Origin of the sequence: Rhodococcus sp. DMF-1 (assembly GCF_021441945.1) — a bacterium.
GTDB lineage: Bacteria > Actinomycetota > Actinomycetes > Mycobacteriales > Mycobacteriaceae > Rhodococcus > Rhodococcus ruber.
Genome location: NZ_CP090442.1, coordinates 5,497,080 through 5,513,683, shown reverse-complemented (window position 1 = coordinate 5,513,683; position 16,604 = coordinate 5,497,080). Strand labels below are relative to the sequence as shown.

The following is a 16,604-nucleotide window of genomic DNA, read 5'->3' as shown; positions in this document are numbered from 1 at the left end:
CGTCGATTCCCCGGCGGCGCCGCGTCGCGCTGTGTCACGCTCGACGCATGCAGTCCGAGCCGGACCCGCTGCTGCTCACGGTGCGCAACCTCGCCCGCTTCCACCGCGAGCACGAGAAGTTCTATTCCGAATCGCCCTATCACGACGTGATCCGGCTCCAGCGCAGCTCCCGTGCCCTGAAGGCCCTCGCCGAGCGGTGGTCGGTGGTCGCACCGGCCGACGACACGTCGCCGAGCCCGTTCGCCGGGGCACCCGACCTCAACGACGACCGCGCCACCGAGACGCTCGGCATCCTGTTCATGGAGGGCGGCGGCGAACCGGCGGAGATCACCCGGCTGAAGACCGACCTGCGCGCACTCGCCGAGGCGAGCCGGACGACCGGGCAGTGGCTCGCGTCCGCCATGGCGACGGCCTGGGACATGCTCGAGGCACTGCTCACATACCCGGAGCTGGCGGACCTGCTCGCCGAACGGCACCGGATCGTCTCCCACGACTGGCAGTGCGCGTCGACGACCGAACTCGTCGCCCGCCACCTCGACCGGGCGGTCGCGATCCTCGAGCGGGTGGACTTCGCTCCCACCGCACTGCGGGCGGACCTCGCCGCCGACCGTATTGCCCCGCGCTACCTCTTCTCGGCCGCGGAGATGCTCGACCACGCCTCGGATCTCGCCGCCCACAGCGCCGTGCTCACACACGAGAACGAGCGTCGCTGGCGGATCTTCCACGAGCGTGTCGAGCAGCTCGTCGCCGGCACCGACCGGTAGGGGCACTCGGCGGTCGGCACCCGGAAACGGGGGCGGGCGGCCGAATGTCACATCGCGTCGATCTGACCGAACCGATGTGACATTCGGCCACGGGCGGCGGGACGCACCGTCGTCCGGATCCGGCCGGGGCGTCACCCGATCCAGCACGCCAGCTCGTCGGACCGCGGGTTCACCACCACCGGATCGCCCTCGCCCCCGAACACCCGGACCGGTCGCGAGGCACCGACCGGTGCCCACCCGGGATCTCCGGTGGTCGCGAATTGCACCCAGGCGCGGTGCATCTCGTCGGCGAGCGACTGCGGGGGCCGGTCTCCGGTGAGCCGGTGGGCGACGTCGAGACGGTCGAAGACGAACGCGATCTCGAGCGCATGGCACGCCCGCAGATCCTGGACCGGGCTCGGCCACGCGAACTCGTACAACCGGGCCGTTCCACCGCCGCGGACGATCGCGTCCGCGAGGGCGACGGTGCCCGACCGGAACGCGTAGTCGGTGAGGATCGCGGCGAGCACGTCCCCGGGACTGGCCCCGGGACGGTGACCGGCGTACAGATCGGCGATCGCGGGATCGATCCCGTACCGGTGCAGGACGAACGGAAGGGTGTCACCGGTGATCACCGCGGCGATGCCGGTCGGCACCAGGAAGAACCGGAACTCGTCGGTGGTCGTTCCGGCCAGCACCGGCACATCCGTGCCTGCCCCCGCGGCGAGCGCGTCGATCGGCAGCGACGGAAGCACCTCACCGTCGATCGTGGGGAACAGGCTCATCACCCCCAGTCCGCGCTGCACCACCGACTCACCCCACCGGGCCGGATCCGGATTCTGTGCCAGTTCGAGACCGAGATCGTCCTGCGCGGACTGCAGGCGGCCGGGGTCGAGGGCACCGAATGCCGCGGCGGTGGCCGGCACCCCCAGGTTGCCGGCGAGGACGGCCGTCACCCGGCGCGCGTCCTCGACGTCCGCGGCCGCGGTGGCATTGCCGCTCTGCACGACGGCGCGGTGGAACAGGCCCGTCGCGGCGGGCGAGGCGAGCAACGCGGCCACGCTCATGCCGCCGGCCGACTCGCCGAACACCGTCACGTTGCCGGGGTCGCCGCCGAACGCCCGGATGTTGTCCTGCACCCAGCGCAGCGCGGCGATCTGGTCGAGCAGGCCTCGGTTGTCCGGCGCGCCGTCGAGCGAAAGGAACCCGGGGACTCCGAGCCGGTAGTTGACCGACACCAGCACCACCCCGTCGCGCGCGAAGGCACGCCCGTCGTAGCTCTCGATCCGGTTCGAGCCGCGGGTGAATGCGCCGCCGTGGATCCACACCATCACCGGCAGTGCCGAGGCACCCGGGTCCGGGGTCCACACCGACAGGTTCAGGCATTCGTCGCCGGGCTCGATGACGTTGCCGAGCAACGCGGCCGCGGGCGCGGCGTACGGCGACTGCGGACAGGTGGGGCCGGGTACGGTGGCGTCACGCGCCCCCTCCCACCGGGGTACCGGTGCCGGAGCGGCGAACCTCGCCGGTCCCACCGGGGCCGCCGCGTACGGGATGCCCAGAAACGCCCACACCCCGTCGACGACCGTCCCCCGGACCGCGCCCGCTCCGGTCTGCACCGTATCCGTCATGTCCCGTTCCTCTCCTCGCGGCTCCTCACAACGCCACCCACCCGAGCGAATGTATCGCTGATCTCCGCAGGAAAGGCCCGTTCGCTCGGTCCGACGGCTCCTATGCTGAGTGGGACGGTCATCGACTTTCCGCCCAGCCGAGGAGGCGCGGCATGCGAGCACTGGTGGTGTACGAATCGATGTTCGGGAACACCCGTCACGTGGCGGAAGCCGTCGCGCGCGGGCTGGGATCCGCGGTACGCACGGTTCCCGTCACCCAGGCACACGAGGAGAACCTGTCCGACTACGACCTCGTGGTGGTCGGCGGCCCCACACATGCGCACGGCATGAGCCGCGAGTCGACGCGCCACGGCGCGGCCGAGCAGGCCGAGAAACCCGACAGCGGACTGACGCTCGAACCCGACGCCGAGAGCGAGGGCGTCCGCGAGTGGCTCGATTCGCTGCCGTCCGGCGGCGGCAGGGCCGCAGCGTTCGACACACGCATCGACCTGGCGGCCGTGCTCACCGGCCGCGCGGGCAAGGGCATCGCCAAGAAGCTGCGCAAGCACGGGTTCGAGCTCGTCGCCGATCCGGAGAGCTTCCTCGTCGACAAGCAGTCGGCACTCGAGCCCGGCGAGGAGGAACGCGCCGAGCAGTGGGGCCGGTCGCTCGCACAGCAGGCGGCGAGCGGATCCGAAGAAGTGCGCTGACCCGCCCGTGGGCCGAGCGGATGTCCCGCTCGTCTCCGTGGGCCGACACGACGATACCTCCGCTCGGCGCACAGCCGCGCCCGACGGTCCATACTCGGGTCTATGCGACTGACCCACTTCGGACATTCCTGCCTGCTCGTGGAACACCTCGGCGCGACGATCCTGTTCGACCCGGGCAACTTCTCGCACGGCTTCGAGGGCATCACGGGGCTCGACGCCATCCTGGTCACCCATCAGCACCCGGACCACGCCGACCCGGCGCGGCTGCCGGCGCTGGTGGAGGCCAACCCGGGGGCCGCCCTGTACGCGGACCCGCAAACCGCCGCTCAGCTGGGCGGCGGCTGGCAGGCCGTGCACCCGGGCGACGCATTCACCGTCGGCGACGTGCGGGTGCGCGGCACGGGCGGCCGGCACGCCGTCATCCACCCGGAACTGCCGGTCATCGACAACACCGCCTACCTGCTCGGTGACGACGAGAACCCGGCGCGTCTGCTGCATCCGGGCGACTCGCTGTACATCCCGCACGAGAGGGTCGACGTGCTCGCGCTGCCCGCCGCGGCGCCGTGGTTGAAGATCTGGGAGTCGGTGGACTACCTGCGCGCGGTCAACCCGCGGGTGGCCGTCCCGATTCACCAAGGCATCCTCGCAGACCAGGCCACCGGCATCTTCTACGGCCGTTACTCCGAGATGGCCCCGGAGGGCACCGAGTTCCGGGTCCTGCCCGCCGAGGACTCGGTCGAGGCGTAGCCGCCGGTGCGTCCTTTGGGCTGCGGTAGCCGCCCAAAGGACGCACCGGCCGCGTCAGCGGCCGGCGGCGCGGCCGGCGGCGCGGCCGGAGAAGATGCAGCCGCCGAGGAAGGTGCCCTCGAGCGAGCGGTAGCCGTGTACCCCGCCGCCGCCGAACCCGGCGACCTCCCCCGCCGCGAACAAGCCCTCGAACACCGAGCCGCCGGTCGTCAGTACCCGGCCCGACAGGTCGGTCTCGAGCCCGCCCAACGTCTTGCGGGTGAGCAGGTGCAGCTTGACCGCGATCAGCGGACCGGCCTTCGGGTCGAGCAACCGGTGCGGGGCGGCGATGCGGGTGATCCGGTCCGGCACGTAGGCGCGGGCCGCGCGCATCGCCGCGACCTGCAGATCCTTGGTGTACTTGTTCGCGATCTCGCGGTCCCGGGCCTCGACGACCTGCCTGACCGCCGCATAGTCCAGGGGCGCGTCCGGGGTGATCTCGTTCATCCCTGCCACCAGGTCGGCGAGGGTGTCGCGGACGACGAAGTCGACGCCGCGCTGCTTGAACGCCTCCACCGGTGCCGGCGCGCCGGGCTTGACCCGCTGCAGCACCTTGCGGATGTCGCGGCCGGTCAGGTCCGGATTCTGTTCCTGGCCGGAGAGCGCGAACTCCTTCTCGATGATCTTCTGGTCGAGCACGAACCACGTGTGGTCGTGCCCGCTGCGCACGATGTGCTCGAGGGTGCCGAGGGTGTCGAAGCCCGGAAACAGCGGGACCGGCAGTCGCTTTCCGGTCGCGTCGAGCCACAGCGACGACGGGCCGGGCAGGATGCGGATGCCGTGGTTGGGCCAGACGGGGTCGTAGTTCGTGATGCCCTCGGTGTAGTGCCACATCCGGTCGCGGTTGACGATGCGCCCGCCGGCGCGCTCGGTGATCTCGAGCATCCGCCCGTCGACGTGTGCCGGCACGCCGGTGAGCATGTGCTTCGGCGGGTCTCCCAGCCGCTTCGGCCAGTTCTTCTTCACCAGGTCGTAGTTGCCGCCGATGCCACCCGAGGTGACGATCACCGCGCCGGCCGAGAATTCGAACTCGCCGGTCGCCACGCGCGACGACGCCACACCCCGCGCCGCCGACGACGGTTCGAGCACGGTTCCGCGCACCCCGGTGACGGCGCCGCCGGTGACGACGAGGTCGTCGACGCGGTGCCGGTTCCGCAGGATCACCCGGCCACGGTCGACGCCGTCGAGCACCGTGCGGGCGAAGATCTCGACGAGTCGCGGTCCGGTTCCCCACGTGATGTGGAACCGGGGCACCGAGTTGCCGTGACCGCCGGCGTCGTAGCCGCCGCGTTCGGCCCAGCCGACCATGGGAAACAGCTTCAGCCCGCGTTCCTTCAGCCACGCGTGCTTCTCGCCGGCCGCGAACTCGACGTAGGCCTGCGCCCAGCGGCGCGGCCAGTAGTCCTCGTCCTCCCGGTCGAACGCGGCACTGCCCATCCAGTCCTGCAGGGCCAGGTCGTACGAGTCGCGGATGCCGAGCCGGCGCTGTTCGGGGGAGTCAACGAAGAACAGCCCGCCGAACGACCAGAAGGCCTGTCCCCCGAGGTTGTGCGAGTTCTCCTGGTCGACCAGCACGACGGTGCGCCCGGCGTCGAGGAGTTCGGCTGTGGCGACGAGCCCGGCCAGACCGGCGCCCACCACGATCACGTCTGCGTCCATGCCCGCCAACCTACTGCAGGGTAGGTTCGCGTGGGCGGATCTCCGGGGTCAGGCCGCGCCGAGTGTGCGTGCGCGCGGCGGCCAGCGGTAGACCGAGGGCTGCGCCTCGAGGTGCAGGGCGAGGTCGACCGCGTCGAGCATCGCCTGCCGCGGTCCGGGACGGTCGAGCTGCTTGCCGGAGATGGACAGCCGCAGCAGCCCCCCGCGACGGGCGACCCGACCGGCGCCGATCACCATCGCCCGGCACCACCACGGTTCGGCCTTGGCGCCCTCCCCGATGCCGAACACCCGCGCGTGGGTGACGGTGTCGCGGTGAAGGTCGTGGATCCCGGCGACGCCGGCCATCAGCCGGAACCCGGTGGCGGGCAGCGCCGCGACGGCCCCCGGCGAGGCGAGCCAGCGCGGCGGTGCGAACAACCGGGTCCGCAGTCCCGTCTCCTCGAGCACCCGGTCGGCGGCGAGCAGCCGCAGCCGCGCCTCGTGTTCGGGCAGGACCGCGAACTCGGCGCGCCGCCGCTTCGTCGCGGCCTGGTCGTAGCCGTGCAGCACGATGGCGTCGCCGCCCTCGCGACGCTCGAGCAGCCACTCCTGGGTGTGCGGGTCGCGTGCGAGCCGGTAGTGGTCCTTCATGCGCGGCGCGACCAGCAGCGACAGCGGCACGCCGCGAGCGTCCATCTCCCGGGCGAAGGCGTCCACCGCCGGGCGGGTCTCGTCCCTGATGCCCGACACCGACACGATCAGCTGGCCGCTCATGGGCTCCACGGTGCCAGGGCCGGGTGAACGTCAGGCGTCGCGCACCTGAAGGGTTTCGGCATGCACGGCGTCGGCGAGGGGCCGGCCGGTCCGCCATCCGAACCGCTCGAGGTCGGGCACGTCCTGCAATCGGGTCACGGGACCGACGCACAGCCACGCGATCGGCCGCACCGGGGGCCGGGCTCCGACGAAGTCGGCGAGGAACGCCTCGTCGTAGAACGACACCCAGCCGACGCCGAGTCCTTCGACGGTTGCCGCGAGCCACAGGTTCTGGATCGACAGCACCGCCGAGAACACGCCCACGTCGTCGACCGTGTGCCGGCCGAGGATGTGCCGCCCTCCGCGCGACGGGTCGTAGGTGACCACGATCCCGGTGCCCGACTCGACGATGCCTTCGACCTTGATGGGATCGAACGTGCGCCGCCGGTCCTCCGGCAGCGAGTCCGCGAACGCGCGACGGCATCCGGCGACGTGGTCGGCGAACTCGGCGAGCCGCTGCGGGTCGCGGACCACGACGAAGTCCCACGGCTGGGTGTTGCCGACGCTGGGTGCCGCGTGCGCCGCCCCCAGCACCCGCCACAGGACCTGCTCGTCGACGCGCTCACCGGTGAACTCCGCGCGGACGTCGCGGCGGGCACGGATCACGTCGTACAGCGCCGCCCGCGCATCGATGGTGTCGGTCATCGCGCTCAGCGGGGCAACGCGGCTTCGAGGGCGGCGATCACTTCGGGGGCGTCGGGCTCGGTGCGGGGCCGGAACCGGGCGACGACGTTCCCGTCGGGTGCGACGAGGAACTTCTCGAAGTTCCACTGCACGTCGCCGGCCTCGCCGTTCGCGTCGGGGTGCCGGGTGAGTTCGGTGTAGAGGGGGTGCCGGCTCTCGCCGTTGACGTCGATCTTCTCCCACAGCGGGAACGTGACGCCGTAGTTGGTGGAGCAGAAGGTCTGGATCTCCTCGGCGGTCCCCGGCTCCTGGCCCATGAACTGGTTGCACGGCACGCCGACGACGGTCAGGCCCCGGTCCGCGTACTCGACGGCGAGCTTCTCGAGCGCCGTGTACTGCGGAGTCAGGCCGCACTTGGAGGCGACGTTGACCACGAGGACCGCGCGACCGTCGAACTCGGCGAGGGAGGTCGGCACCCCGCCGAGGGTGTTGATGCCGATGTTCTGCAGAGAAGTCGTCATGCCGCCCGACGTTAGTCGCGACGGTCCCCGGGGCGGTAGTGCGCCCCGGGGCCGCCGCGGGCAGGCACGTCAGAGTGCGGCGACGACCGCGAATGCGCCGAGGGCGACGAGCGCGGCGCCGGTCAGCGTCTGCACCCGGCGGTCGACCACGCACATCGCCGACAGGAAGCCCGGCATCGACCCACCGCCGCGGGTGTGCACGATCGCCAACAGGCTCGGCAGGCACCGGCCGAGCGAGACGAGCGTGAACAGCGCGGCACCGAGGACGGGTGAGCCGGCCGCGGCGACGCCGAGCACCAGCAGGTAGTACGCGCTCGACCGGATGAAGATCACGAAACCCGGCCCGATGAGGGCGCCGAAGAGCAGCGAGACCTTCCACGGTGCCATCGACCGGCGCAGGTGCCGCGGCAGCTGCCTGCGGCGCATCGGCGTCGGCAGCGTCACCAGGCCCAGCTCGTGCAGGCCGTAGGCGAACGCGACGGCACCCCACGCGAGGAGCGCCCACGTCACCGGGACCGCCCCGGCGACGAGCGCACCGAGCGCCCCGACGAGCGCGCCGGTCGGGGCACCGGTCGCGATCGAGCCGAGGGCGTGCCAGCCGAGCCGGCGCACCGGGGTCGACGAACCCGGACGGTCGGGCTGCTTCGGGGCGGCGACGACGCCGGCGACCGACATGCCGCACGTCGACCAGTTCGCGGCCAGGGCGGTGACGGCTCCGGCACCCACGACCGCGGCGGTCGTCGCTGCGGGCCCGGACGGGGTGAGCAGCGCCGCCGCCCCGGCACCGGCGACGCCGGCTGCGGCGATCAGCGCCGCACGGGTGTGCGACGGCACGGCCTTCTGCAGGGTGGGACGGATGTCCGGCACGTCCGTCGTCAGCGGCTCGTGCGCGAGAACTGCGGTCATGACTTCCTCCAGGGGATCGGTGTTTTCCGGATACGGACGGCTGGTTCAGGATTCGGTGACGGTGACGGTGACGGTGCCGGTCATGTACCGGTGGACCGAGCAGGTGTACGGGTAGGTGCCCGGCTCGTCGAAGGTGCGGGAGTACGTACCCTCCGCGGTGATCCCGCTGTCGAACGACCCCTCCGATACGACCTGGTGCAGCACCCCGCCGTCCTCGAACCGCCATTCGACGGTGCCGCCGGCCGGCACGGTCACGTCGGGCGGCGCGAAGTGGACGTTGCGGACGACCACCACCGCGTCCGGGGGGCGATCGGACGGGCCGCAGGCTGCGACGAGCGGAAACAGCAGGGCCGCAGCCCACCCCGGCTGCCGGCTCATTCCCGGACGATCACGGTGCCGACCATCATCGGGTGCGGCGTGCAGTGATACGTGAAGGTGCCGGCTTCGTCGAACGTGTAGGAATACGTTCCCTCGGTGAGGAGCTCGCTCTTCAGCCGGCCCTCGAGAGGGCCCTCCCCCACCACGTCGTGCGGCAGTCCGCCGTCGTCGAAGCGCCACTCGACGGTCTGGCCCTTCTCGATCGTCACCGACTCCGGGTTGTAGGCCATGTTCTTCACCTCCACGACGACGGTGGGCTCGGCCGAACCTCCGGCGGTGCCGCAGGCGGACAGGCTCACCGCGGTCAGCAGGCCGGCGAGCAGGACGGCGAACTTTCGCATGACGATTCCTCTCATCGGATGTACCGCAGGTTCGCGGTCATACCGGCTTCGAAGTGGTAGGCGTTGTGGCAGTGGAACATCCATTCACCCGGATTGTCGGCGTCGAATTCGATCGCGAGTTCGGCACCGGGCAGCACGTTGACGGTGTCGCGGCGCAGCCCGCCGTAGGCGCCGACCGCGAAGGTGTGCCCGTGCGTGTGCATCGGGTGCCACATCGTCGACGAGTTCTTCATCGTGATCCGCACGCGCTCACCCTGTTTCATGACCAGGCGGCCGGCGTCGGTCCCGGCCATGCCCCACACGTAGCGGCCCCCCGCCTGGATCAGCTCGATCCGGTAGTCCCGATCGAGTTCGCGTGGATCGAGCCGCACGGCCTCGACGGGCCGCAACGCGCTCTCCGCAACGAGCCGGCCGCCGAGTTCGGGGATCGCGCCGCCCACGTCGGCGTCGGCCATCGGCACCGCGTCCGGGGTGCGCAGCACCGTCGAGGCATATCCTGGCCGCCCTTCGACCTTCGCGACGATCGGCCACACGCCCGACTTCACGGTGACGAGGACGTCGTAGCGTTGCGCCATTCCGACGACGATCGTGTCGGCGACGGTGGGCTGCACGTCGAAGCCGTCCGCCGCGACGATCGTGAGTTCGTGCCCGGCCACCGCGAACCGGTACGGGGTCTCGGCCGCCGCGTTGACGATCCGCAGCCGCACGCGCTGCCCCGCCGCGGCGACGACCGGGGTGGGATCGTTCGGGGGCCGGCCGTTGATCAGGTGCAGCGGGTACGCGATGTGCTGGGTCATCCCGCCGAGCGCCGCGGAGTCGCCGTGCCCGGCACTCACCAGCTGCCGGGCGACGTCCAGGTCCCCGGCGGGCTGCGCCCCGGGTGCCGCACCACCGCCGTGCCCGCCGTGCCCGCCGGAGATCGCGGGGTTGAGCGCGGTGAGCACCGCGTCGGGTGTGGTGCCCAGGCCGTCGAGCCAGTCGTCGAGGACCAGCACGGCGTCGGCGTCGGCGCCGGTGCGGTCGTCGGGGTCCTCGACGATCAGGGCGCCGAACAGCCCGCGATCGGCCTGCAGGCCGCTGTGCGAGTGGTACCAGTGGGTGCCGGGGTCCGGGACGACGAAGCTGTAGTCGAACGTCGTGCCGGGCGCGATCGCCGCCTGGGTGACGGGCGCAGCACCGTCCATGTCGTTGCGGATCCGGATGCCGTGCCAGTGGACGGTGGTGTCGGCATGCAGGTCGTTGCGCACCGCGGCGTCGAGCCGGTCACCCCTGCGGACCCGCAGTTCCGGGGCGACGGCCCGGCCCCCGTACGTCCAGGTGTCGACGAGACGCCCACCCAGGTCGACGGTGGCGACGCCGGCGGCCAGCGCGAACGACGCCACGGTGCCGTTCCAGCCGCGGGCGGCCTCGGCGGCGGCGACCTCCGGGTCGGCCGGGGAAATGTAGTCGAGATCGGCCGCCGCCCCGTTCTCCGCGCCGGCGCCGGCCGGTTGCGTACCGGACGATGCGGTGGCGCAGCCGGCGGCGCCGAACCCGAGCGCGCTCATCCCCAGCGCCCCGGCCCCGAGGGAGCCGAGGGCCAGGAACCTGCGCCGGCCCAACACGGCGCCGGGTGGTCTCATCCGATCACCTCGGGGGTGAGCAGATCGGTGAAATCCTCGACGTTGCCGCTGATCTCCACCGAGGAGACCTGCTGCCCGGTCGCGGCGTCGAACCCGACGATGCGCTGCGCCGCCTCGCCCTGCCCCTCCGGGTTGCCGCCGAGCACGTAGAACGTGGCGCCGTCCACGGAGAACGCCATGCTCGCGATGTCGGTCAGTCCCAGGTCCGGCAGGCTCAGCGACCGGATCGGCGCGAGGTTCGCGGCGTCGGACAGCACGATGCGGGCCAGGTCGCCGCCGCGGGCGGAACTGGGATGGATCGGTGAGTCGGTGTAGGCGATCGCGATCCGGGTGCCGGTGTTGTCGATGACGTCGCTCGCGAACCGGCCCTCGGGCCGGCCGGCGTTGCCGATCGGCGTCACCGCGTCCTGCGGCAGGCCGTTCGAGAAGTCGAAGACGTACACGTCGCCGTTCTCCCCGACCAGCAGGGCCTTGCGTGCCTCGGCGGCCCACCCGACCTTCCGCGCGCTGACGAAGTCGTCCGGCAGCACCTTCGCCCGGGCGGTCTCGGCGGGCACGCCGTCGTCGCCGACGGAGATCCGGACGAGCTCACCGGTCTCCTCGCACACGCTGTAGATCTCGTGGTCCACGGTCCAGGTGAACGGTCCGCAGCCGACGAGCTGCACGGCTCCGCTCTGCTGCCTCGTCTCGAGGTCCACGACGCGGACGCCGTAGAGGCCGTCGTCCCAGGTGACGAAGTACCGCCCGTCGGAGGTGACCGCGTTGGAACCGGGCCGCGAGTGCACACGCGCGACGTCGGGCAGCAGCGCCTCGGCGGGCTCGAGCAGGTTTCCGGAGTAGGTGCTGACGGTGAAGTCGGCGGCGCCCCGCGATCCGCGGGGACGCCACACTTCGGCGGCGAGAACGGCCGGGTCGGACGGGGTCTCGCCGACGAAGCCGTGGATCACCGGGTCCCAGATGCCGGGCCCGACGACGATGCGGCTGCCGGCGACACCCGTCTTCGGGTCGAGGACGTTGACACCGAGCTCCAGCTTCCCGAATCCGCCTGCCACGGCGACGAGTTCGTCGCGCCCGATGGGCTCGATCTCGGAGACGTGCAGCGGTTCGGGGATGGTGTCGCCGATCTCCTGGTCGTCGTGCCCGAGGGCGATGCCCTCCCCCGGGGTGGTGAATTCGACGGTGGGATAGGTGACGTCGCCGGCGGTGCTCGGGTCGTCGCCGGACGAGCCGCAGCCGGCGAGGGTGACGAGCAGCGCGAGGGGCACGGCGGCCGCGGCGGGACGCACGAGGCGACGGGAACGCAATGTCATGATCCGGCACCGACCTTCGGACGCTCGGCGGGACGGGCCTGGCAGTCCTCGCCGATGATGGGGGCCATGGTGCAGGTGTACGACTGGGATTCGTCGGAGACGCACCAGATGATCTCCTGGTCGTAACTGCCCGAGACCGGGTTGTACATCACGGCCTGCATGTCCGGCTCGCCGCAGAACGCGTTGGAGCACGACGGGGCCCCGCAGCAGTCGTAGTAGGCGATGAGGTAGGTCTTGCCGGTGTCGGGGTTCGTGCAGCACCCGACCCAGAATTCGGCACCCGGTTTGCTGCCCGGCGCGCACGTGGTCACTCCGCCGCCGTTGCAGGCCGCGCAGGAGGTGCCGTCCATGTTGCACCAGCGCCAGTACTCGCACTCGGCCGGATCCTTGCCGTCGTAGACGGGCACGAGCGGTTCCGGGCCGGGATCGGGTGCGGGCTCCTGCGCGAACGCGGTGCGGGTCACCGGAAGCGAGCTGATGAGCGCCACTCCCGACACACCCATCGTCCAGCGGCCGAGACGGCTGATCATCGAGCGGCGCGACACCTGCTCCGACATCCGGCGTCCGGTCCGGCTCATGAACGAGCCGCCCTTGCCGGCCATCCAGGCGGCCTGTTCCTCGACGGTCTCCTTGTCGACCGGGTACCGGTTCTCGTACATCTCTTCCAACGCATCTCTCCGTTCGTCCGGGGGGATTCAGGCGCTCGCGGCGGCGCGGGCCTTGGCCTGTTCGTGCAGGTGCTGCAGCGACGGGGTGCCGGTCTCGAGGGCGTTGAGCAGGCTCTCGACCTGGGCCATGTGGTTGCACAGGCCCTTGGCGCGGATCTTGCCGTGCTCGTCGAGGATCACCCCGTAGGGCGTGGTGCCGACCTGGTAGGCGATGCCGACGTCGCGGCCGTCGACGTAGCTCAGTTCGGTGCCGATGTTGCTGCCGGCGAGGAACTGCCGGTGCTCCTCGGGTGTGCCGTCGGAGACGATCACGACGTCGAAGTCCCTCTCCGCCTTGGCCATCGCGCGGACGCCGGGCAGCAGACTCTTGCAGGTGGAGCAGGTGGGCGCCGTGAACAGCAGCAGCTGCGGCCGGTCCCGGTGCCCGCCGATGCCGACGGTGCGTCCGACGTGGTCGGTGAGGCCACGGAAGGACGGACCCGCCTGCTCGATCTTCGGGCCGGTGTCCATCATGCGGGCCCCGAGGGGTCCGAGCCGGACCTGCACCCGGCCGATCTCGCGGGCCAGCGCGAGCACCATCAGGAACAGCACGGCGACCGCCGCCGTCAGCACGGTGACCGCAACGAGAAGAATGGTGTCCATCTATCGGTCCTGTCTCGGAAAGGGTTTCGGGAGAGGGGTTCTCAGGCGCCGTAGCGCGACACGGTGGCGACGGCACGCAGTTCGGCGGACGCGGGGGTCAGGTGTTCGTCGACGGGCCGGCGCCCGACGTGGACCACGGCGCGCAACTGGGCTGCCGCGAGGGCGGCGGTGAGGACGAGCGCCGCGAGTGCGAGCGCTGCCGCCTGCTCGAGCACGCCGATGCCCGGGGGCCCGGTGAGGGCCAGCACGATCGACACGACGGCGAACCCGCCGGCCCGCACCGAGTGGAACCAGCCGATACGCGGCGCCGCATCGTGGTCGCCGAACGCGAAGCAGCCGCAGTCGAGCTCGCGCCGGCCGCGGGCGAGGTTCACGGTGAGGCCGACGAAGAAGCCGAGGAACAGCACCGCTGCGGCGGCCGCGGCGGTGCGGCCGGCGACGCCGAACACCAGCAGGGCACCCACGACGATCTCGGCGGCGGGCAGCACCCGCGCGACCACCCGCTCGACCCCGGACGGCAGCAGCCGGTAACCGCGGACAACGCGCAGCAGCCCCTCGTGATCGCCGGCCTTCGGCACCCCCGCGAGCAACAACGTCCCGCCGACGAGCGCCGCTACCACCGCCCACATCATGGTCGTCCCCTTCGCAGTCGAATGATCGTGCCGCTCAATCGTGCGCACCGGATGCGTCGCGAACGGGTCGTCGGGGAAACGTCCGGGGGCACCGCGAGTGGAACCCGGCGTCGCGGTGCGCCTCATGCGAACGCTGCAGGTGGGCGCGGTTTCTCGACCTTTCGGAGGACCTGTTCGCCGGGCACCCGGGCCGTGGGGTGGCGCGGGCCACAGCGCTGTCCCGGGCGGATTCCCACTTGCCGTCCACATGTCGTTCGCGGAGGAAACCGTCGCGTAACACCGCGGCGCTACGTTGTCCCTCGCCCTGAGGCGGTTCACCGCCCGGGTGCCGGCACCGCCGGCCGCACGGACGCACAGACGGGACACGACGATCGTGACAACCGCACTCCGGGCCGCGATTGCCCGCTCACGGGATGCCGGAACTCGCCGGGATCCGGTGTACTCGCCGCTGCGTGCCCTCGGCCGCCGGCAGCTCACCCCCGTCGACCTGCTCGGCCAGTCCCTGTCGACGATCGCGCCGGCCACCGGGATGGTGTTCATCGCGCTGTGGATGGTGACTCACCGCCCGGGCGTGGGCGGCCTGCTCGCGATCGCGGGGACCACCGCCGTGGTGGCGTCGGTGGCGCTGTGCATCACGCAGTTCACGCGGCGGCTCGCCGCGGCCGGCTCGCTCTACAGCTTCGTGTTCCAGGGCCTGAGTGCCCGCGCGACCCTCACCACGGGCGCGGCCCTGCTGGTGGGCTATCTCGGCATCTCGATCTCGGTGATGTCGCAGGCCGCGCAGAGCCTGCTCCGCATCGCCGACCTGCTCGGTGTGCACGTGTCCGGTGCCGCGCCGTGGTCGGTCACGATCGGTCTCGTGGCGCTCGCCGTCGCGGTGATCACCGTGCGTGGGGTGCGGTTCGCGACGCGCGCGATCCTGCTGGTCGAGACGTGTTCGCTCGTGCTCGTCGTGGCGCTCATGGTGGGCACCCCGGCCGGGGCGGGCCCGGCCACCACCGAACTGCCGGACGCCCCGCTGAGCATCATGCCGTTCCTCGCGATGCTCACCGTGCTGTCGATGGCCGGCTTCGAGAGCGCCGCGTTCTTCGGCCCGGAAGCCAAGCGGCCGTTGGTGACCGTCACGCGCACCGTGCTGATCTCTCCCGTCGTCGTCGGTGTGCTGTTCGTGTTCGCTGCCTGGGCCGCGTTGTCCGGTCACGCCGCCGTCGTCGTCGGCGCGTACTTCGACGGCACGGCGTCCGGCGCGAGTGTCGGCGTGGTGCTCGCCGTGCAGGCGGGTATGACGTGCTCGTGGCTGGCGTCGACCCTGGGCTGCGCGCAAGCCGGTTCGCGGTTGCTGTATTCGATGGGCGTCGAGCGGGTGCTGCCGAGCACCCTCGCCCGGGTCCACGACCGGTTCCGCACCCCGCATGTGAGCGTGCTCGCCTTCACGGCCGCGAGTCTCACCGGTGCATGCCTGTATGCGTCCCTCGCGGAGGCGGATTCGGGGTCGTTCGACGGTGTCGTCGAGATCGGCCTCGTCGTGGCCTACACACTGGTGGCCGTCGCGTCGTGGCGGTTCCTGCACCGCATCGGCGAGCACACCGTGGTGACGCGGGCGGCCGCGGTGTTCGTCTCGGTCCTGGGGATCGGTCTGCTCGGCTACATCGCCGTCGACGGCACCGCGCACGGCGTGTGGATCGTGCCCGCGGCGCTCGCGGCGGTCGCGGTGTCCGGCACGGTGTGGCAGTACGTCCTGCGGCGGGTCCGGCCGGGCAGCCTGGCGACGATCGGGGCGTTCGACTCGGTCGAGACCGGGGACATCCTCCCCGGGGCGGGGACTCTCGTGATCGGTGCGGACGGGCGGCCGCGCATACTTCCGGACGTCCCGCACTCCCGCGACGGGGACCCGGCTTGACGGCGCACGTGTCCGTGCACGCGGACGACTCGCACTTCAGCGGGCAGCAGCCGGGCGCGGTGCAGAAGGCACTGGGAATGCTCGAGGCGGTCGCGCAGCTCGGCCCCGGCACGTCCGCGAAGGAGATCGCCAGGTTCGCGGGGGTGCCGCCGACCACCGCGTACCGCATGCTCAACCTGCTCGTGGCCGACGGGTTCCTCGTCCGTGTGCCGGACCTGTCCGGCTTCGCGCTGGGCCGTCGCACCGCGGAGCTGGCGCGGGCGGCCGTCGAGACGAGCCCGTCGCCGACGCTGCACGACGCCGTGGAGGAGCTGCGGACCCGCACCCGCTTCGGGGTGCACGTCGCGTCGTTCGCGGCCGGGCGGCTGCGGTTCGTGGACAAGGATCCCGACCACGAGATCGTCGCCGTCGGTGCGCTGGCGAAGAACCTGCATGCCAACGCCCTCGGCAAGCTGATGCTCGCGCACCATCCGCACGTGCGTCCCGATCCGCGGCTGCGTCGCCTGACCGACCACACGATCTGCGACCCCGGCGTTCTCGCCGAGGAACTGCGCGCCGTCGCTGTCGCGGGTTACGCGTACGAGGGTGAGGAGTGCCGGATCGGGCGGGCCGCGCTGGCGGCGCCGATCCGGGACCGGTCGGCGTTCGTCGTCGGCGGCCTCTACCTGCAGGGGTCGGCGTCGCGGGTCACCCCGGACGACGCGGCGCTCGTCCGGTTCCTCGTCGACGGCTCGGCACGGCTGTCGGGGCTGCTCTGACG

The 16,604-nt window shown here is 71.8% G+C and carries 18 protein-coding genes; 5 read left to right on the top strand and 13 right to left on the bottom strand.

The genetic code is table 11. The features are described 5' to 3' along the window. Positions 1-47: 47 nt before the first annotated feature. The gene (locus LZP97_RS25295; protein WP_010593832.1) at positions 48-764 is read left to right on the top strand and encodes a hypothetical protein; all 717 of its coding nucleotides are present in this window, start codon (positions 48-50) and stop codon (positions 762-764) included. 131 nt (positions 765-895) lie between these two features. Here the strand turns inward: LZP97_RS25295 and LZP97_RS25290 are convergent, their stop codons facing one another. After that, positions 896-2,374, bottom strand: coding sequence for a carboxylesterase/lipase family protein (locus LZP97_RS25290; protein WP_010593831.1), 1,479 nt, complete (start codon positions 2,372-2,374; stop codon positions 896-898). A 152-nt stretch (positions 2,375-2,526) separates the two neighbouring features. On the opposite strand from LZP97_RS25290, the gene LZP97_RS25285 reads away from it, so the two are divergent. Next, positions 2,527-3,063, top strand: a complete 537-nt coding sequence (locus tag LZP97_RS25285) for a flavodoxin family protein (RefSeq protein ID WP_010593830.1) — start codon at positions 2,527-2,529, stop codon at positions 3,061-3,063. Positions 3,064-3,165: 102 nt separating this feature from the next. Then, positions 3,166-3,810 carry an MBL fold metallo-hydrolase gene (locus LZP97_RS25280; RefSeq protein ID WP_010593829.1) on the top strand — a complete coding sequence of 215 codons (645 nt, stop codon included), beginning with the start codon at positions 3,166-3,168 and terminating at the stop codon, positions 3,808-3,810. 54 nt (positions 3,811-3,864) lie between these two features. Here LZP97_RS25280 and LZP97_RS25275 read toward each other — a convergent pair whose 3' ends face one another. The 12 genes from LZP97_RS25275 to LZP97_RS25220 form a co-directional block, all read right to left on the bottom strand. Next, positions 3,865-5,508, bottom strand: a complete 1,644-nt coding sequence (locus LZP97_RS25275) for an FAD-binding dehydrogenase (protein WP_017680633.1) — start codon at positions 5,506-5,508, stop codon at positions 3,865-3,867. Between the two features lie 48 nt (positions 5,509-5,556). After that, a complete protein-coding gene (locus LZP97_RS25270; RefSeq protein ID WP_010593827.1) occupies positions 5,557-6,261 on the bottom strand; it encodes a DUF2334 domain-containing protein in 705 nt (234 codons plus the stop codon). Between the two features lie 30 nt (positions 6,262-6,291). After that, positions 6,292-6,945 (bottom strand): 5,6-dimethylbenzimidazole synthase, encoded by a 654-nt coding sequence (bluB, locus tag LZP97_RS25265; RefSeq protein WP_010593826.1) that lies wholly within the window; start codon positions 6,943-6,945, stop codon positions 6,292-6,294. Positions 6,946-6,950: 5 nt separating this feature from the next. Further along, on the bottom strand, positions 6,951-7,445 hold the full coding sequence (locus LZP97_RS25260; RefSeq protein WP_010593825.1) for a glutathione peroxidase: 495 nt from the start codon (positions 7,443-7,445) through the stop codon (positions 6,951-6,953). Positions 7,446-7,514: 69 nt separating this feature from the next. Continuing rightward, positions 7,515-8,351 (bottom strand): hypothetical protein, encoded by an 837-nt coding sequence (locus tag LZP97_RS25255; RefSeq protein ID WP_010593824.1) that lies wholly within the window; start codon positions 8,349-8,351, stop codon positions 7,515-7,517. Positions 8,352-8,396: 45 nt separating this feature from the next. Beyond that, positions 8,397-8,729: a cupredoxin domain-containing protein gene (locus LZP97_RS25250; RefSeq protein ID WP_010593823.1), complete on the bottom strand. Its 333-nt coding sequence runs from the start codon at positions 8,727-8,729 to the stop codon at positions 8,397-8,399. Continuing rightward, positions 8,726-9,070: a plastocyanin/azurin family copper-binding protein gene (locus tag LZP97_RS25245; RefSeq protein ID WP_017680631.1), complete on the bottom strand. Its 345-nt coding sequence runs from the start codon at positions 9,068-9,070 to the stop codon at positions 8,726-8,728. Before LZP97_RS25245 ends, LZP97_RS25250 begins: the two co-directional genes overlap by 4 nt. A gap of 11 nt (positions 9,071-9,081) precedes the next feature. Next, positions 9,082-10,692, bottom strand: a complete 1,611-nt coding sequence (locus tag LZP97_RS25240) for a multicopper oxidase family protein (protein ID WP_040274038.1) — start codon at positions 10,690-10,692, stop codon at positions 9,082-9,084. Continuing rightward, positions 10,689-12,002, bottom strand: coding sequence for a hypothetical protein (locus LZP97_RS25235; protein WP_026137730.1), 1,314 nt, complete (start codon positions 12,000-12,002; stop codon positions 10,689-10,691). The genes LZP97_RS25240 and LZP97_RS25235 overlap by 4 nt, the downstream gene beginning before the upstream one ends. Further along, positions 11,999-12,661 carry a methylamine dehydrogenase light chain gene (locus tag LZP97_RS25230; protein ID WP_010593819.1) on the bottom strand — a complete coding sequence of 221 codons (663 nt, stop codon included), beginning with the start codon at positions 12,659-12,661 and terminating at the stop codon, positions 11,999-12,001. Before LZP97_RS25230 ends, LZP97_RS25235 begins: the two co-directional genes overlap by 4 nt. A 36-nt stretch (positions 12,662-12,697) precedes the next feature. Next, the gene (locus LZP97_RS25225; RefSeq protein ID WP_010593818.1) at positions 12,698-13,312 is read right to left on the bottom strand and encodes a redoxin domain-containing protein; all 615 of its coding nucleotides are present in this window, start codon (positions 13,310-13,312) and stop codon (positions 12,698-12,700) included. Between the two features lie 41 nt (positions 13,313-13,353). After that, positions 13,354-13,944, bottom strand: coding sequence for a MauE/DoxX family redox-associated membrane protein (locus tag LZP97_RS25220; protein ID WP_029539987.1), 591 nt, complete (start codon positions 13,942-13,944; stop codon positions 13,354-13,356). A 436-nt stretch (positions 13,945-14,380) separates the two neighbouring features. Between LZP97_RS25220 and LZP97_RS25215 the strand changes: the two genes are divergently transcribed. Both LZP97_RS25215 and LZP97_RS25210 read left to right on the top strand, forming a co-directional pair. After that, positions 14,381-15,844, top strand: a complete 1,464-nt coding sequence (locus LZP97_RS25215; RefSeq protein WP_082061334.1) for an APC family permease — start codon at positions 14,381-14,383, stop codon at positions 15,842-15,844. Further along, the gene (locus tag LZP97_RS25210) at positions 15,841-16,602 is read left to right on the top strand and encodes an IclR family transcriptional regulator (RefSeq protein WP_017680627.1); all 762 of its coding nucleotides are present in this window, start codon (positions 15,841-15,843) and stop codon (positions 16,600-16,602) included. The genes LZP97_RS25215 and LZP97_RS25210 overlap by 4 nt, the downstream gene beginning before the upstream one ends. The last annotated feature ends 2 nt before the right edge of the window (positions 16,603-16,604 follow it).

What these genes read in the sequence shown, in the direction of transcription:
- LZP97_RS25295 (WP_010593832.1), top strand. Translation starts at nt 48, where the DNA reads ATGCAGTCCGAGCCGGACCCGCTGCTGCTCACGGTGCGCAACCTCGCC.
- LZP97_RS25290 (WP_010593831.1), bottom strand. Translation starts at nt 2,374, where the DNA reads ATGACGGATACGGTGCAGACCGGAGCGGGCGCGGTCCGGGGGACGGTC.
- LZP97_RS25285 (WP_010593830.1), top strand. Translation starts at nt 2,527, where the DNA reads ATGCGAGCACTGGTGGTGTACGAATCGATGTTCGGGAACACCCGTCAC.
- LZP97_RS25280 (WP_010593829.1), top strand. Translation starts at nt 3,166, where the DNA reads ATGCGACTGACCCACTTCGGACATTCCTGCCTGCTCGTGGAACACCTC.
- LZP97_RS25275 (WP_017680633.1), bottom strand. Translation starts at nt 5,508, where the DNA reads ATGGACGCAGACGTGATCGTGGTGGGCGCCGGTCTGGCCGGGCTCGTC.
- LZP97_RS25270 (WP_010593827.1), bottom strand. Translation starts at nt 6,261, where the DNA reads ATGAGCGGCCAGCTGATCGTGTCGGTGTCGGGCATCAGGGACGAGACC.
- bluB (WP_010593826.1), bottom strand. Translation starts at nt 6,945, where the DNA reads ATGACCGACACCATCGATGCGCGGGCGGCGCTGTACGACGTGATCCGT.
- LZP97_RS25260 (WP_010593825.1), bottom strand. Translation starts at nt 7,445, where the DNA reads ATGACGACTTCTCTGCAGAACATCGGCATCAACACCCTCGGCGGGGTG.
- LZP97_RS25255 (WP_010593824.1), bottom strand. Translation starts at nt 8,351, where the DNA reads ATGACCGCAGTTCTCGCGCACGAGCCGCTGACGACGGACGTGCCGGAC.
- LZP97_RS25250 (WP_010593823.1), bottom strand. Translation starts at nt 8,729, where the DNA reads ATGAGCCGGCAGCCGGGGTGGGCTGCGGCCCTGCTGTTTCCGCTCGTC.
- LZP97_RS25245 (WP_017680631.1), bottom strand. Translation starts at nt 9,070, where the DNA reads ATGCGAAAGTTCGCCGTCCTGCTCGCCGGCCTGCTGACCGCGGTGAGC.
- LZP97_RS25240 (WP_040274038.1), bottom strand. Translation starts at nt 10,692, where the DNA reads ATGAGACCACCCGGCGCCGTGTTGGGCCGGCGCAGGTTCCTGGCCCTC.
- LZP97_RS25235 (WP_026137730.1), bottom strand. Translation starts at nt 12,002, where the DNA reads ATGACATTGCGTTCCCGTCGCCTCGTGCGTCCCGCCGCGGCCGCCGTG.
- LZP97_RS25230 (WP_010593819.1), bottom strand. Translation starts at nt 12,661, where the DNA reads ATGTACGAGAACCGGTACCCGGTCGACAAGGAGACCGTCGAGGAACAG.
- LZP97_RS25225 (WP_010593818.1), bottom strand. Translation starts at nt 13,312, where the DNA reads ATGGACACCATTCTTCTCGTTGCGGTCACCGTGCTGACGGCGGCGGTC.
- LZP97_RS25220 (WP_029539987.1), bottom strand. Translation starts at nt 13,944, where the DNA reads ATGATGTGGGCGGTGGTAGCGGCGCTCGTCGGCGGGACGTTGTTGCTC.